Annotated in this window: 12 protein-coding genes; 6 read left to right on the top strand and 6 right to left on the bottom strand. The window is 63.6% G+C overall.

Annotated elements, in window-relative coordinates; genetic code table 11:
- The first annotated feature begins 131 nt into the window (after window positions 1–131).
- The 3 genes from ACFSOZ_RS22525 (at window position 132) to ACFSOZ_RS22515 (ending at window position 3,168) form a co-directional block, all read left to right on the top strand.
- The gene (locus ACFSOZ_RS22525) at window positions 132–347 is read left to right on the top strand and encodes a hypothetical protein (RefSeq protein ID WP_379101645.1); all 216 of its coding nucleotides are present in this window, start codon (window positions 132–134) and stop codon (window positions 345–347) included.
- Between the two features lie 101 nt (window positions 348–448).
- Window positions 449–2,443, top strand: coding sequence for a long-chain fatty acid--CoA ligase (locus tag ACFSOZ_RS22520; RefSeq protein WP_379101643.1), 1,995 nt, complete (start codon window positions 449–451; stop codon window positions 2,441–2,443).
- On the top strand, window positions 2,440–3,168 hold the full coding sequence (locus ACFSOZ_RS22515; RefSeq protein WP_379101641.1) for a class I SAM-dependent methyltransferase: 729 nt from the start codon (window positions 2,440–2,442) through the stop codon (window positions 3,166–3,168). The genes ACFSOZ_RS22520 and ACFSOZ_RS22515 overlap by 4 nt, the downstream gene beginning before the upstream one ends.
- 82 nt (window positions 3,169–3,250) lie before the next feature.
- Here the strand turns inward: ACFSOZ_RS22515 and ACFSOZ_RS22510 are convergent, their stop codons facing one another.
- Window positions 3,251–3,973 carry an HAD family hydrolase gene (locus ACFSOZ_RS22510; protein ID WP_379101639.1) on the bottom strand — a complete coding sequence of 241 codons (723 nt, stop codon included), beginning with the start codon at window positions 3,971–3,973 and terminating at the stop codon, window positions 3,251–3,253.
- A 5-nt stretch (window positions 3,974–3,978) separates the two neighbouring features.
- The gene (gene pgi / locus ACFSOZ_RS22505; RefSeq protein ID WP_379101637.1) at window positions 3,979–5,622 is read right to left on the bottom strand and encodes a glucose-6-phosphate isomerase; all 1,644 of its coding nucleotides are present in this window, start codon (window positions 5,620–5,622) and stop codon (window positions 3,979–3,981) included.
- A gap of 346 nt (window positions 5,623–5,968) precedes the next feature.
- On the opposite strand from pgi, the gene pdxR reads away from it, so the two are divergent.
- Together pdxR and ACFSOZ_RS22495 are read left to right on the top strand one after the other, a co-directional pair.
- Complete coding sequence (gene pdxR / locus ACFSOZ_RS22500; RefSeq protein ID WP_184877324.1) at window positions 5,969–7,462, top strand: MocR-like pyridoxine biosynthesis transcription factor PdxR; 1,494 nt, start codon at window positions 5,969–5,971, stop codon at window positions 7,460–7,462.
- Window positions 7,463–7,652: 190 nt separating this feature from the next.
- Window positions 7,653–9,239, top strand: a complete 1,587-nt coding sequence (locus ACFSOZ_RS22495) for a trimethylamine methyltransferase family protein (RefSeq protein WP_379101635.1) — start codon at window positions 7,653–7,655, stop codon at window positions 9,237–9,239.
- A gap of 15 nt (window positions 9,240–9,254) precedes the next feature.
- Here the strand turns inward: ACFSOZ_RS22495 and ACFSOZ_RS22490 are convergent, their stop codons facing one another.
- From ACFSOZ_RS22490 to ACFSOZ_RS22475, 4 genes are all read right to left on the bottom strand, one after another.
- Window positions 9,255–9,653, bottom strand: a complete 399-nt coding sequence (locus ACFSOZ_RS22490) for a hypothetical protein (RefSeq protein WP_379101633.1) — start codon at window positions 9,651–9,653, stop codon at window positions 9,255–9,257.
- Between the two features lie 125 nt (window positions 9,654–9,778).
- Window positions 9,779–11,164: a chromate efflux transporter gene (gene chrA / locus ACFSOZ_RS22485; RefSeq protein ID WP_379101631.1), complete on the bottom strand. Its 1,386-nt coding sequence runs from the start codon at window positions 11,162–11,164 to the stop codon at window positions 9,779–9,781.
- The gene (locus tag ACFSOZ_RS22480) at window positions 11,161–11,985 is read right to left on the bottom strand and encodes a chromate resistance protein ChrB domain-containing protein (protein ID WP_379101629.1); all 825 of its coding nucleotides are present in this window, start codon (window positions 11,983–11,985) and stop codon (window positions 11,161–11,163) included. Before ACFSOZ_RS22480 ends, chrA begins: the two co-directional genes overlap by 4 nt.
- Window positions 11,986–12,191: 206 nt before the next feature.
- Window positions 12,192–13,997, bottom strand: coding sequence for an IlvD/Edd family dehydratase (locus tag ACFSOZ_RS22475; RefSeq protein WP_379101627.1), 1,806 nt, complete (start codon window positions 13,995–13,997; stop codon window positions 12,192–12,194).
- A 146-nt stretch (window positions 13,998–14,143) separates the two neighbouring features.
- Between ACFSOZ_RS22475 and ACFSOZ_RS22470 the strand changes: the two genes are divergently transcribed.
- Window positions 14,144–14,593 carry an SRPBCC family protein gene (locus ACFSOZ_RS22470; RefSeq protein ID WP_379101625.1) on the top strand — a complete coding sequence of 150 codons (450 nt, stop codon included), beginning with the start codon at window positions 14,144–14,146 and terminating at the stop codon, window positions 14,591–14,593.
- Window positions 14,594–14,617: the final 24 nt, after the last annotated feature.

The following is a 14,617-nucleotide window of genomic DNA, read 5'->3' as shown; positions in this document are numbered from 1 at the left end:
ACTCCCTGATGTTCTGCCAAGCCCCTCTATCAGGCTCGCGAAGGGCGCATATAAGCACCGTTTTCCCGGCTTTGGAACACCCCGTTTGCTTACCCCGCGGGAAGCAGGGAAAAAATCCGCGATTTTGCTAAATGGCAGAAAAAATTAGCAGTTTTTCCATTCACGAGATTGTTAACGACCGCATTTTTTTATTGATCGCCAATCTGGCGATATCGATGCCGCGCCGGCCTTCGCCCCCCAAAGGTGCGGCAGGATACCGGCTCGCAATGTCGGCGGCAGGAAAGATTTTCGACGGCAAATCTTTCGCCGCCTTGCCGCAAGGGCAAGGCTTGCACCGCCGCCGATAGAGGCAATACATAGATGATATCCTGGCAGCAGCGGAGGGCGTCTCTATCAATTCGGAGGCGAGCGCGGCACGGACGAACAAGAACTGTCGAGGGAGGAACGGGTGGCAAAAGCATCAAAGACGACGGCGCCGGTGAAAGCGGGAGCCAAGGCGGCTCCCAAGGCAGCCGCCGCCGCGGTCAAGCCGAAAGCGCGCGTTGCCAAGGCCGCCGCGGCCAAGCCGAAGGCGGCCACCGTAGCCGTGAAGGCAAGCACAAAGCCGGCGGTCAAAGCCCCGGCCAAACCTGTTGCCGGCAAGACGACGTCCGCGGCAAAGCCCGCCGCCGCCAAGCCGGTGGCGACGGCTGCAGCGGCGAAGGTCGCACCGGCAGCGAAGCCGGCCGCAGCCTCGCGATTGCCGAAAGCGTTGACGGCGCTTGCAGCCGGCCTGCCGGAAAAGCCATGGCTCAAGAGCTATCCGAAAAACGTACCAGCTGAAATCGGCGCCTTGCCCTACAGCTCGATCGGCGATTTCCTGGTCGCTGCCTGCAAGCAGTTTTCCGCCCAGCCCGCCTTCACCTGCATGGACAAGTCTATCAGCTATGCCGATGTCGAACGGCTGTCGGCGGCCTTCGGCGCTTATCTGCAATCGAAGGGACTGCAAAAGGGCGCGCGCGTCGCCCTGATGATGCCCAACGTGCTGCAATATCCGGTGGCGATGATGGCCGTGCTCCGTGCCGGCTATGTGGTGGTGAACATCAATCCGCTCTACACGCCGCGCGAACTGGAGCACCAGCTCAAGGATTCCGGCGCACAAGCCATCGTCATCCTGGAGAACTTCGCCAACACCTTGCAAGCGGTCATCTCCAGAACGGCGGTCAAGCATGTGGTGGTCGCCGCGATGGGCGACATGCTCGGCGGCCTGAAGGGCACGATCGTCAATTTCGTCGTGCGCCGGGTGAAGAAGATGGTGCCGGCATGGTCGCTGCCCGGCCATGTCAAGTTCAACACGGCCATGAAGGCCGGCGCCGGCGTGGACTTCAAGCCAGCCAAGGTGGCGGCCAACGATGTCGCCTTCCTGCAATATACGGGCGGCACCACGGGCGTCTCGAAGGGCGCAACGCTGCTGCACAGCAACGTGCTGGCCAATGTCGTGCAGAACGCGCAGTGGATGGAAGACGCCTATACTATCAAGCCGAAACCGGCGCATCCGAACTTTATCTGCGCCCTGCCGCTCTATCATATCTTCGCGCTGACGGTGAACGCGCTGATGGGCATGCAGCAAGGTGCGCGCAATGTGCTCATTCCCAACCCGCGCGACATTCCCGGCTTCGTCAAGGAACTGCAGAAATATCCGGTCCACATCTTCCCGGGCTTGAACACGCTGTTCAACGCATTGCTCAACAATGAGGATTTCCGCAAGCTCGACTTCAAGCCGCTGGTGCTGACGCTGGGCGGCGGCATGGCGGTGCAGAAGGGCGTCGCCGAACGCTGGAAGGCGCTGACCGGCTGTCCGGTGACCGAGGGCTACGGGCTGTCGGAAACCTCGCCGGTGGCCACCGCCAACAAGTTCACCGCCGGCGGCTTCACAGGCACGATCGGTCTGCCGCTGCCCTCGACCGAGATCGCCATCCGCGATGACGACGGCAACAATCTGCCGCTCGGCGAAGTCGGCGAAATCTGCATCCGGGGGCCGCAGGTGATGGCGGGCTACTGGAACCGGCCGGATGAGACCGCCAAGGTAATGACCAAGGACGGCTACTTCAAATCCGGCGACATGGGCTTCATGGACGAACTTGGCTACACCAAGATCGTCGACCGCAAGAAGGACATGATCCTGGTCTCGGGCTTCAACGTCTATCCGAACGAGCTCGAGGAAGTGGTGGCGATGCATCCGGGCGTGCTCGAAGTGGCGGCGATCGGCGTGCCGGACGAACATTCGGGCGAGGTGCCGAAACTGTTCGTGGTCAAGAAGGATCCGGCGCTGACCGCCGAGGCGCTCATCGCCTATTGCCGCGAGAACCTGACCGGCTACAAGCGGCCCAAATATATCGAATTCCGGACCGAACTGCCGAAGACGCCAGTCGGCAAGATCCTGCGAAGAGCGCTGCGCGAATGACGGCAGCCGACGGCCTGGAGGCCGTGGACGCACCTTGCCGTCCTGACCCGACAGAGTTCATCCGGGCGAACATGCGGGTCGCCCCGGTGCCGTCGCTTCCCGAGATCCGGCTCTATACGCCCCATCCGGCGAGCGGCCTGAGGCGGCTCACCGATCCGCAGCAAAGCTCCGACGCCTATGACGACACGGCCGAGGCGGACGACGATGGGCCTGAGCCGCAGCCGCCTTACTGGGCCTATGTGTGGGCCGGCGGCGCGGTGCTTGCGCGCCATATACTCGACCATCCGCAAACCGTGGCCGGTCGCCGCGTGCTCGACCTTGGCGCCGGCTCCGGCCTTGTCGTCATTGCCGCGGCCAAGGCTGGGGCGAGCGCGGTGATCGCCGCCGAGATCGACCGCAACGGCGTTGCCGCTCTCGCTCTCAACGCGGCGGCGAACGGCGTCGCGATGACGGTGATGGCGCGGGACATTACCGGCGGGCCGCCGCCCGCGGTCGATGTCGTGACCGTCGGCGACGTCTTTTATGGACAGGATGTCGCCGACCGCGTCATGCCTTTTCTCGAGCGCTGTCTTGGCGCCGGCATGGAGGTGCTGGTCGGTGATCCCGGCCGCGCCTATCTGCCACGCCAGCGCCTGCATCTGCTGGCCGAATACAAGGTGCCGGATTTCGGCCAGACGAAAGACAGCGCGCTGAAGCTGAGCGGTGTCTTTCGTTTCGAGGGCTGAGAGGGCGCCTCTGATTGTTCGAGCATGATCTGATCCGAAAACCGGTACCCACTTTTAGGGATCATACTTCTGGTCAGCCAGATCAGATCGTTTCCTTGACCCGTGCCGAAAGGAAGTCCGGCAGATCGGCAACGGACTCCAGGATGACGTCGGCGATCCCGGCCAGCGATTCGCGGGTTCCGGTCCCCGAGAGCACACCGACCGCCAGCCCGCAGCCACCGGCCCGCGCCATTTCGAGATCATGGCGGTTGTCGCCGACCATGGCGATCTCCGACGGCTTCAACCCGGTGAGGTCGCTGAAGGCCAGGATGGTGTCGGGCGCCGGCTTCGGATTGGCGACCGCGTCATAGCCATAGGCGGCGTCGAACAGCTGCGCGACGCCGAGCGTCACCAACGTCTTTTCGGCACCGCTGGTCGAATCGTTGGTGGCGACGCCAAGCCGGTAGGATTTCCTGTGCAGGGCAGTGAGCGTCTCGACGACGCCCGGGAGCGCCACCGCCATTGTCGAGCCCTGCACCGAGGTGATCTCGTTGAAGCGGGCGACGGCAAGCATCTGGTCCTCGTCGGACAGGCGCGGAAACCACAGCTCGACGACATCCATGTTGGTGCCCGAGGCAAAGATCGAATCGGGCTTGAAGCGTCTGTTGGCGAAATCGAAACCGGCAGCGGCCAGCAGCCTGTCGGCTTTCCAGCGATCGCCGTCGGCCGCATCCATGGCCATGAAGTCGGCAATGCCAAGCCATGTCGCGTTGAAGTCGACAAGCGTCCCGTCCTTGTCGAACAGTATTCCCTTGATGTCTGCCAAGCTCTTCACTCCGATCCACGCAAATGGTGGATGTATCCCACCAGGCCAGCGGTCGAGGCATCCCGCTTCGCGGCACTTTCCTTGCCTTCCACGACAGGCAAAAGGCCGGTGGCCAGTTCCTTGCCGAGCTCGACGCCCCACTGGTCGAAGGAGTTGATGTTGAACAGCGTTCCCTCGACGAAGACGCGGTGCTCGTAGAGCGCGATCAGCCGGCCGAAGGTGCGCGGGTCGAGTTTGCGGTAGAGGATGGTCACCGAGGGCCGGTTGCCGGAGAAGACGCGGTGCGGCGCGATCTTGTCGACCTCGGCCGGCTTCATGCCCTTGGCCAGCATCTGGGCGCGTGCTTCCTCCAGCGTGCGGCCCTTCATCAATGCTTCCGACTGGGCCAGGCAGTTGGCGAGCAGCAGATCATGCTGATGCTTGAGCTCCGGCTCGTGGCCGACGGCCGCGGCAAGGAATTCGACCGGGATGAAATCGGTGCCCTGGTGCAGCAGCTGGAAGAAGGCATGCTGGCCGTTGGTGCCGGGCTCGCCCCAGACCAGCGGACCGGTCGGCGTTGTCACCGCCGTGCCTTCGAGGGTAACGCTCTTGCCGTTCGATTCCATGTCGAGTTGCTGCAGATAGGCCGGCAGCCTGGACAGACGCTGATCGTAAGGGATGACGGCGCGCGCCGGATATTCGCAGATCACGCGATGCCACCAGCCGACCAGCCCCAATAGGGCCGGCAGGTTCTCCTGCACCGGTGCGGTGCGGAAATGCTCGTCCATCTCGTGCGCGCCATCGAGGAAGGCGCGAAAATTCCGCGGGCCGACCGCGATCATCACCGGCAGGCCGATCGCACCCCAGAGCGAATAGCGGCCGCCGACCCAGTCCCAGAAGCCGAAGACGCGATCCGATTCGATGCCGAACTTCGCCACCAGGTCGAGCGCGGTCGAAACAGCGGCAAAATGCTTGCCGACCGCTTCCTTGCCGAGTGCTTCCTGCACCCATTTGCGCGCCGTCTCGGCATTGGTCATCGTCTCGACGGTGGTGAAGGTCTTGGAGGCGATGATGAAAAGCGTGGTTTCGGCCGAGAGCCCTTTCAGCGTGTCGTGGATATGGGCGCCGTCGATGTTGGAGACGTAATGGGCGCGCGGCCCGTCATGATAGGGCGCCAGCGCCAGCGTCGCCATGGCCGGGCCGAGATCGGAACCGCCGATGCCGATGTTGACGATGTCGGTGATCTTCTTGCCGGTGGCGCCGGCCGCCTTGCCGGAACGCACGGCATCGGCAAAGGCGCCCATCGCGTCGAGCACGGCAATGACGTCCGCCTTGACGTCCTGGCCGTCGACCGTGACGCCGTCGCCGGTCAGGTTGCGCAGCGCCGTGTGAAGCACGGCACGGTCTTCGGTTAGGTTGATCTTCTTGCCGGCGAACATCGCCGCCCGGCGGCCTTCGAGATCGGCCGCCTCGGCCAGCTTCTCCAGCAATTCCATGGTGACCGCATCGACCGCGCATTTCGACCAGTCGAGCAGAAGGTCACCGTCGGTGGCGGAGAATTTCTCGAACCGCTGCGGATCGGCGGCGAAGGCCTGGCGCATGCTGGCTGGGGCCGCTGCGCGATGAACGCGCAAGGCGGCAAGCTGTTTCTGGAATGCTGACTGATCCACTGGCGGGCGACTCCTGACGTTTTCGACGCACCATATCAGACCGGATGTTTCCGGCGCGTGTCGTCGCGCCAAAACTAGTGAGCCGAATTCCGTGCGGTCAATACGGGGCGGTGACGCGAATCGTCACGCGTCGATGACGGACCGTCACGCTGCGATGACGTAGGTGCGTCACGAGGTGGTTACACAATGTGTCATGCAGCGATGGCGCAACGCCCGATTTCGGCCGAAGGATCACTGGCATAAATCCCAACGATCAGAAAAATTGATTGGCGCAACCCCTTGTGCCACCGTTACATTCGACTGGTCCAGCCAAGCGAAAAAAGCTGGCCATCGAGGAACATCTCCCATGCCACAGCGAAACGACACGGCTATATGGTCCGGCCTGTTCCGGATTTCGGCTGAATCCGGCCAGACCCTGCAGGCGCAGATCCGCCAAGCCATCGTGGCCGCCATTCTCGACCGCCAGATCGCCGCTTCGATGCCGCTTCCCTCGTGCCGGATCCTGGCCGAAAAACTCGGCGTGGCGCGCGGAACCGTCGTGCTGGCCTTCCAGCAGCTCGTCGACCAGGGATTCCTGGTGGCACGCGAGCGGCGTGGCCATTTCGTCAATCCCGACGTGCTGGCGACACCGGCCAAGCCGCACCAGAAGGCGCCCGACCAGGCCAACGAGATCGACTGGAAGGCACGCCGCAAGATCGCCGCCAGCGACATGCCGCCGCCGGCCAAGCACGAGAACTGGATCAAGTCGTCCTACCCCTTCGTCTACGGCCAGTTCGATCCGGCGCTGTTCCCGACCGCCGAGTGGCGCGAGTGCAACCGCATGGCGCTTGCCGTGCTCGAAATCCGCAACTGGGCGTCCGACATGGTCGATCGCGACGATCCGCTGCTGATCGAGCAGATCCAGGCGCGGCTGTTGCCGCGGCGCGGCATCTTCGCCAATCCCGACGAGATCATCGTCACGCTGGGCGCCCAGAACGCGCTCTACATGCTGGCGACGCTGCTGATGAGCAAGGGCTCCAAGGTGGCGATGGAGGACCCCGGCTACCCCGACGCACGCTCGATCTTCCGCCTTGCGGGCGCCGACATACAGCCGGTGCCGGTCGACCAGTCCGGCATCGTAACCGCTTCTATTCCCAATGATTCCGGGTTCGTCTTCGTCACGCCCAGCCATCATTGCCCGACCATGGTGCCGCTGTCGGCGGAACGGCGGCAGGATCTCCTGGCGCGGGCCAACCGCTACAACCAGATCATCATCGAGGACGGCTATGACAGCCAGCTTCTCGACGAGGCGCCGCAGCAGGCGCTGAAGAGCCTCGACCGCTCTGGCCGTGTCGTCTATGTCGGCTCGATGTCGAAGACGCTGGCTCCAGGCCTGCGGCTCGGCTACATCGTCGCTTCGGCCGGACTGATCTCGGAACTCAGGGCGCTGCGCCGCTTCATGCTGCGTCATCCGCCGGCCAACAACCAGCGCGCCGTCGCGCTGTTCCTGTCGCTCGGCCATCACGAGGCACTGGTGCGGCGGCTGTCGAGCGCCTTCGACGAACGGCGCAAGCGTCTGGTCCATGCGATTTCCGCTTTCCTACCGGAATGGCGTTCGACCGATTCGGCCGGCGGTACGTCGCTGTGGCTCGAAGGGCCGCGCGGCACCGATGCACGCGGACTGGCCGAGGCCGCCGCCTCGCGCAGCGTCATCATCGAGCCGGGAGACCGTTTCTTCGATCGCACCGAAAAGCCTTCGCGTTTCATGCGGCTGGGCATTTCCTCGATCGCGCTGCAGCACATCGAGCCAGGCATCCGCGAACTGGCCACCGCCGCCGGCCGCAGGCCGGCCGCCGCCTGATCCATCACCCGATCCCCCAGGCCGGAGCCACGCAGCGTGGCTCCGGCTCCATTCGCTCTGGCATATGCGACCGGACCGTCTGGCTCATAGGCTGTGCCAATGCCGGCGGCATAGTCGGGGCACAAAGGGGAAGAAGCAGCCGATGGTGGACCAACCGCCGCCCTGCTTCTCGGAAAGGTGGAGTGTCTCCATGTCAGTTCTTGAAAAGCAGGAAGCGGCGGCGGATCAGCGTTCGCGCCGCTCCGGCGGGCGCGAAGCGCGCCGCGCCATGCGGGCCGCACCGTTGGCCGACGACATCAAGCCGGTGCGCGCCGGTCTCGAAGGCGGCAGCTATGGACCGCTGACCGAGAACGACCAGGAGCGCATCCACGAAGCGGTGCTGACGCTCCTGGAAACGGTTGGCTTCGCCAATGCCATTCCCTCCTGCATCGAAGCTCTGACCAAGGCCGGCGCCAACTATGGCGACGATGGCCGCATCCGCTTCCCCCGCGCGGTCGTGCTCGACACGATCAAGAAAGCGGCGCGGCACTTCACGCTGCACGGCCAGGACCCCAAGCACGACATGCTGATCAAGGGCAAGCGCGTGCACTACGGCACGGCGGGTGCCGCCGTGCATCTGGTCGATGTCGAAAAGCGCGAATATCGCGAGTCGCTGCTGCAGGACATTTATGACGCCGCCCGCCTCGTCGAGGGGCTCGACAACATCCATTTCTTCCAGCGGCCGATGGTGCCGCGCGACATTCCCGATCCGCTCGATATGGATTTCAACACGCTCTATGCCTGCGTGATGGGCACGTCCAAGCATGTCGGCACCTCGTTCACGGTGCGCGAGAACGTGCAGCCGGCGCTCGAAATGCTCTATGCCATTGCCGGCGGCGAGGAGAATTTCCGCGCCCGGCCGTTCGTCTCGAACTCCAACTGTTTCGTCGTGCCGCCGATGAAGTTCGCCGAGGACGCCTGCGGCGTGCTCGAAGCCTGCGTCGAAGGCGGCATCCCGATCCTCTTGTTGTCGGCCGGCCAGGCGGGTGCCACGGCACCGGCGGCGATTGCAGGTGCCGTGGTGCAAGCAGTGGCCGAGGTGCTGGTCGGTCTCGTCTATGTCAACGCCATCAAGCCGGGGCATCCGGCGATCTTCGGCACCTGGCCGTTCGTTTCGGATCTCAGGACCGGCGCCATGTCGGGCGGTTCGGCCGAGCAGGCTGTGCTGACGGCGGCCTGCGCGCAGATGGCGCAATTCTACGACCTGCCGGGTGGCTCGGCCGCCGGCATGACGGATTCGAAGCTGCCCGATATCCAGTCCGGCTATGAAAAAGGCATCACCGATGTGATGGCCGGCCTCGCCGGGCTCAACCTGGTCTATGAGTCGGCCGGCATGCATGCCTCGCTGCTCGGCTTCTGCCTGGAAAGCCTGATCATCGACAACGACATGCTCGGCCATTGCCTGCGCTGCGTGCGCGGCATCGAGGTGACGGACGAGGCGCTGTCGATCGACACCATCGCCGATGTCTGCCTGAAGGGTCCGGGCCACTATCTCGGCAACGAGCAGACGCTGCGGCTGATGCAGACCGAGTATTTCTATCCGGCCGTCGGCGACCGCTTTTCGCCCAAGGAATGGAACGAGAAGGGCCGGCCCGACATCCTGCAGCGGGCTATCATCGAGAAGAAACGCGTGCTTGCCGAGCGCTTTCCGCGCCATGTGCCCAAGCTGATCGACGACAGACTGCGCGCCCTCTTTGGCGAGATGATCAAGCTGCCACGCGGCAGCATGGGCGGGTAGACCCTCGCAAAACAATCAATCCGCGTGGAGCCCATAGCGCTCGACGACTTCGGCACTGATCAGCTTGGCGTGCAGCGCCATCAGCACGATTTGCGCATCGAAGCTGTCGCCAGTTTCAAGGGCGGCCTCGATCCGGCGCTCTGCATCCAGCCTGTTCTGAGGACCGTTGGACCGCTCGAAGGCTTCCGGTCCGGCGATGCAATAGCTGAACAGCCGCGCCACGTCTGGATAGGCTTGGCTGGGCGGCTCGTCCGGCCAGCGATCCTTCATCAGATTGACGATGGTGAGTTTTACGCCCTCCGGCACGAGGGCTGGATGAAGGTCGGCGCCACGCAATGCCGCATCGAGCTGTCGCAAGTCGCCCGAACGGCCGAACATTCCGAGGAAGCCGAGGGAAGAGCGTCGTCCCGCCATGATGTTCCAATCCGTTTCCAACCACTTAGGTGGTTCGCAAGCGGAATTCAAAGACAGCGTCTTCCAAAGCGCGTCGCGTAAAGACGGATCACGCGACGCGCTATGAGTCTTTGTCGTTGTTCCTGTCAGCCACTCACCGCCAGCAGCAGGACGCCGGCAAGAGCAGACCCGGCAAGCGTTGGTAGCATGCCGATCTTCAGCTTCAGGATGGCGATCATGGTGGCACAGGAAAGCAGTGCGGCGCGCCAGTCGATCGACGAAAACACTGGCACATTCATGCCGAGGCCCATCGCGTGCACCTCACGGAAAATGACATGCAAAGCAAACCAGAGAGCCAGATTCATGATCACCCCGACAACAGCGGCGGTGATCGCGCCGAGTGCTGCCGACAATGCCTTGTTGCCGCGCAGGGCCTCGATGTAGGGGGCGCCGAGGAATATCCAGAAGAAGCAGGGCGTGAACGTAACCCACAAGGTCAGCAACGCCCCCAGCGATCCGGCAAGCAACGGGTCCAGCGACCCGGAGTGGCGGAACGCGGCGATGAAGCCAACGAACTGCAGCACCAGGATGAGCGGACCTGGCGTCGTTTCGGCAAGCCCAAGACCGTCAACCATTTCACCGGGGGCGAGCCAGCCAAAGGACTGGACGGCTGCCTGGGCGACATAGGCAAGCACCGCGTAGGCGCCGCCGAAGGTGACGACCGCCATGAGACTGAAGAACCGGCCTATCTCGGTCCAGACGCTTGCGGTGCCGGTAAGCCACCAGATCAGCAGAACAGGCCCGAGCCAGATCGGCAGCCAGATCGCAACCGTGCGTGGCGCATGCCATTTCGTCGGGTTGAGGTGGCCCAGTTCGCCGCGCTCGAACATCAGGTCGACCGCTCCCTTGATATCGGCACTATCGCCCTTGCCATGCGCCGAGCCGGAAAACAGGGCCGGAGCAATGCGGTCCCCCAGCCATCCCGTGAGGCCCGCGAGCAGGACGATGAGCGGGAACGGCACATTCAACGCATAGATGGCGATGAAAGCCGAGACCGCGATCGACACCATGACCCGGTTCTTCAGGGCACGCCGTCCGATCCGGATCACCGCCTCGACGACAATGGCAAGCACCGCCGCCTTCACCCCGAAGAACAGCGCCTCGACGAGCGGCGTGTCGCCATAGAGCACGTAGAGGCTGCTCAGGACGAGCATGACGAGCGCCCCCGGCGCGACGAACAGGATGCCGGCGACGAGGCCACCGATCGTCCTGTGCAGCAGCCAACCGATATAGATGGCGAGTTGCTGGGCTTCCGGGCCAGGCAGCAGCATGCAGTAGTTCAGCGCGTGTAGGAAACGCTGCTCACCGATCCATCGCCGCTCCTCGACCAGTTCCTTGTGCATCAAGGCGATCTGCCCGGCCGGCCCGCCGAAGCTGAGCAGCCCGATCTTTGCCCAGACCTTCACGGCTTCGGTGAAGGTGGGTGCGGCCGGCACCGGGACCACCGCATCTTGCGAGACAAGCGCGCTCATGACGGTTTACCCGCGCCTGCACCGGGCCAGTTGTGCGTTTCTTCGGTGGCGTCGCGACACCAGCGAAAGAACGCATCGTAGAGCAGCATGCCTGCTTCCAGTTGTTCCAGATCGTCGCGAAACATACGCGACAGACCGAGCGAAGCCGCCAGAAAGCCGGCAGCCTGGGGAACAAGGTCGAGGCTTGCGGTGTCGGCCGCACGCACGATCAGGGCAAGGTGATCGAGCGCCTCGGATTCCAGCCCGAACTCCTCGATCATCGTGTCGAAGGTGCAGCGTTCGCCGCGATGGCTCCAGAACACATTGTCGATGTCGAAAGGCACGGCCTGGAAGCGATCGGCGACGGCAGGCACTTCGGCCGCCTCGACAAAAAGAAAGATCGCATGGGGATCGACGAAACGCCGGATCAGCCAGGGGCAAGCGATGCGATCGACCTTCGGGCGGGCTCGTGTCACCCACACGGTGCGGCCCTTTTCGTCGCGCGGCGGCAAGGTGTCGGTGCGGACCAGAAGTCCCTTTGCATCGCGCCAGGCTTCGAACCCGCCGTCGAGGTTTTCGGCGGAAATGCCCTCATGGCGCAGCCATGCGGCGACACCTTGCGAGAGTTTCAGCCCCTTCTGGCAAACGACCGCCACCGATTGGCCGGCGAAGGCCGGTGCCCAGGTCGAGACGGTTTTGAAATCGCGCCGGCTTGAGGCCGGCAGCAGGCGCGGATCGGCGTCGAAATCTTCATCGATACGGACATCGATGATGACAGGCGCGCCTGGCAGACCGATCAGGCGGGATAGTTGCGATACGGTTATAACGGTTGTTGACGGCATGGCGTCCACCTCCTGGAAAGAGAAGCTTGGACGCGAACGTTGGGCTGACGCCTCACGGGGTCGTCGCGATGCACCCCTTGTCATGATGGTGGATTTGTTGGGCGCGCTTGTCAAGCATAGTGGCGGCCTGATCCGAATCAAGCCGCCATTTGCCGTCTATGTAAGCAACCGCGAACAGATGCTCAGCAATCATCCCCTGAGAGCAATCAGTGATTGTCTCTGGGGACGCCGCTGGTGTGCGCGACATCCTGGTATTTCACCGCCGGCGTCAGCACCATTCCCTCTGAAAACTGCGCGACCATGCCGCGCTGGATCTCCTGCCAGGGCGTCTGGTGCTTGGGATAGTGATAGCCGCCATTGTTCTGCAGCTCGGCGCGGCGCCGGGTGATCTCGTCGTCGGTGACGAGGATGTCGGCCGTGCCCTTGCGCAGGTCAATGCGGACACGGTCGCCCGTCTTGAGCAGCGCCAGCCCGCCGCCGATCGCGGCTTCCGGCGAAGCGTTGAGGATCGACGGCGAACCCGACGTGCCGGACTGGCGGCCGTCACCGATGCAGGCGAGCGCATGGATGCCCTTCTTGATCAGGTATGCCGGCGGCTGCATGTTGACGACCTCGGCGCCACCGGGATAGCCGATCGGGCCGGCGCCGCGCATGAACAGGATTGTGTGTTCGTCGATGCCTTGCGCCGGATCGTCGATGCGGGCGTGGTAGTCCTCGGGCCCGTCGAAGACCATGGCGTTGCCTTCGAAGGCTTCCGGGTCCTTGGGATTGGACAAATAGCGCTCGCGGAATTCCGGCGAGATGCCGCTGGTCTTCATGATCGCCGAATCGAACAGATTGCCCCTGAGGTTGATGAAGCCGGCATTGGCCTTCAGCGGCTCGGCAACGGTGCGGATGACGTCGGTGTTCTCGTTGGCGACACCCTCGCTATTCTCACCGATAGACTTACCGTTGACCGTGCGAGCACCGGGATACGGCAACAGCCCGCCCTTCATCAGTTCGGCGATGACCGCTGGCACGCCGCCGGCATGATGGTAATCCTCGCCCAGATATTCGCCCGTCGGCTGCAAATTGACCAGCAGCGGCACATTGAGGCCGACCGTCTGCCAGTCGTCATTGTCGAGCTTGACGCCGAGGTGGCGGGCGATGGCGTTGAGATGGATGGGCGCGTTGGTCGAGCCGCCAATTGCCGAATTGACGACGATGGCGTTCTCGAAGGCCTCTCTCGTCATGATGTCGGACGGCTTCAGATCCTCGTGCACCATCTCGACGATACGCTTGCCCGTTTCATAAGAAATCTGGCCACGCTCGCGATAGGGCGCGGGAATGGCGGCCGAGCCCGGCAATTGCATGCCAAGCGCCTCCGCCAGCGAATTCATCGTCGTGGCCGTGCCCATGGTGTTGCAATAGCCGGTGGACGGCGCCGAGGACGCGACGATGTCCATGAACTCGTCATAGTCGATCTCGCCGGCCGACAGGCGCTGGCGGGATTCCCAGACGATGGTACCGGAGCCGGTGCGCTTGCCCTTGTGCCAGCCGTTGAGCATCGGGCCGACCGACAGCGCGATGGCCGGGATGTTGACGGTGGCTGCGGCCATCAGCAGGGCCGGCGTCGTCTTGTCGCAGCCGATGGTGAGCACGACGCCGTCGAGCGGATAGCCGTAGAGCACTTCGACCAGGCCGAGATAGGCAAGGTTTCGATCAAGAGCCGCTGTCGGGCGCTTGCCGGTCTCCTGGATCGGATGGCACGGAAATTCGAAGGGGATGCCGCCCATCGAGACAATGCCTTCGCGCACGCGCTTGGCCAGCTCGATGTGATGGCGGTTGCAGGGCGAGAGATCCGAACCGGTCTGGGCGATGCCGATCAGCGGCTTGCCGGACATCAGTTCGGCCCGCGTCAGGCCGTAATTCAGGTAGCGCTCGAGATAAAGCGCCGTCATGCCCGGATTGTCGGGGTTGTCGAACCACTCCTGCGAGCGAAATTTTTTGTTCCTGGTGGGGGCGCCTGCCATCGTGGTCTCCGTATTTGTAAGACAAATCGATATGGCAACGCGCGGGAGCAGGCAAGAGGGCGCACGGTCGCATCCGGACTTTGGTGCGATAGACAGGCCCCCAGCCGTGCGTTAGGGCTTCGGTCAGTCTTGTCAGGGAGGTTTTCATGGCTTTGGTGATCGAAGGCGAGGAGCGCATTGCCGCACCGCTGCAAAAGGTGTGGGAAGCACTGAACGATCCCGAAGTCTTGAAGGCGACCATTCCCGGCTGCCAGAGCCTGGAGATGAAGTCGCCGACCGAGATGGCGGCCACCGTGGTGGTGAAGATCGGGCCGATCAAGGCCACGTTCAACGGCGAGGTGACGCTGAAGAACCTCAAGCCACCGCACTCCTACACCATCCAGGGCGAAGGCAAGGGCGGCATCGCCGGCTTCGCCAAGGGCGGTGCCGACGTGACGCTGACCGAAGATGGGCCGGATGCCACGGTGCTGAAATACGCGGCCAAGGCCGATGTCGGCGGCAAGATCGCGCAATTGGGCAGCCGGCTGATCGAATCGACCTCGAAGAAACTGGCCGGGCAGTTTTTTTCCAACTTCGGCGAAAAGGTTGGCGGCTGAGCCCCTCCCCCTCGAGGGGAGGGA

Source organism: Mesorhizobium newzealandense, from assembly GCF_042682145.1.
Lineage (GTDB): Bacteria > Pseudomonadota > Alphaproteobacteria > Rhizobiales > Rhizobiaceae > Mesorhizobium > Mesorhizobium newzealandense.
The sequence above is the reverse complement of the archived record's forward strand: the minus strand, read 5'-3'. Positions and strand labels throughout refer to the sequence as shown.

Coding starts and splice junctions, on each gene's coding strand:
- ACFSOZ_RS22490 (WP_379101633.1), bottom strand. CDS start 9,653: ATGGCGGGACGACGCTCTTCCCTCGGCTTCCTCGGAATGTTCGGCCGT.
- ACFSOZ_RS22525 (WP_379101645.1), top strand. CDS start 132: ATGGCAGAAAAAATTAGCAGTTTTTCCATTCACGAGATTGTTAACGAC.
- ACFSOZ_RS22515 (WP_379101641.1), top strand. CDS start 2,440: ATGACGGCAGCCGACGGCCTGGAGGCCGTGGACGCACCTTGCCGTCCT.
- ACFSOZ_RS22495 (WP_379101635.1), top strand. CDS start 7,653: ATGTCAGTTCTTGAAAAGCAGGAAGCGGCGGCGGATCAGCGTTCGCGC.
- ACFSOZ_RS22470 (WP_379101625.1), top strand. CDS start 14,144: ATGGCTTTGGTGATCGAAGGCGAGGAGCGCATTGCCGCACCGCTGCAA.
- chrA (WP_379101631.1), bottom strand. CDS start 11,164: ATGAGCGCGCTTGTCTCGCAAGATGCGGTGGTCCCGGTGCCGGCCGCA.
- ACFSOZ_RS22480 (WP_379101629.1), bottom strand. CDS start 11,985: ATGCCGTCAACAACCGTTATAACCGTATCGCAACTATCCCGCCTGATC.
- ACFSOZ_RS22475 (WP_379101627.1), bottom strand. CDS start 13,997: ATGGCAGGCGCCCCCACCAGGAACAAAAAATTTCGCTCGCAGGAGTGG.
- pdxR (WP_184877324.1), top strand. CDS start 5,969: ATGCCACAGCGAAACGACACGGCTATATGGTCCGGCCTGTTCCGGATT.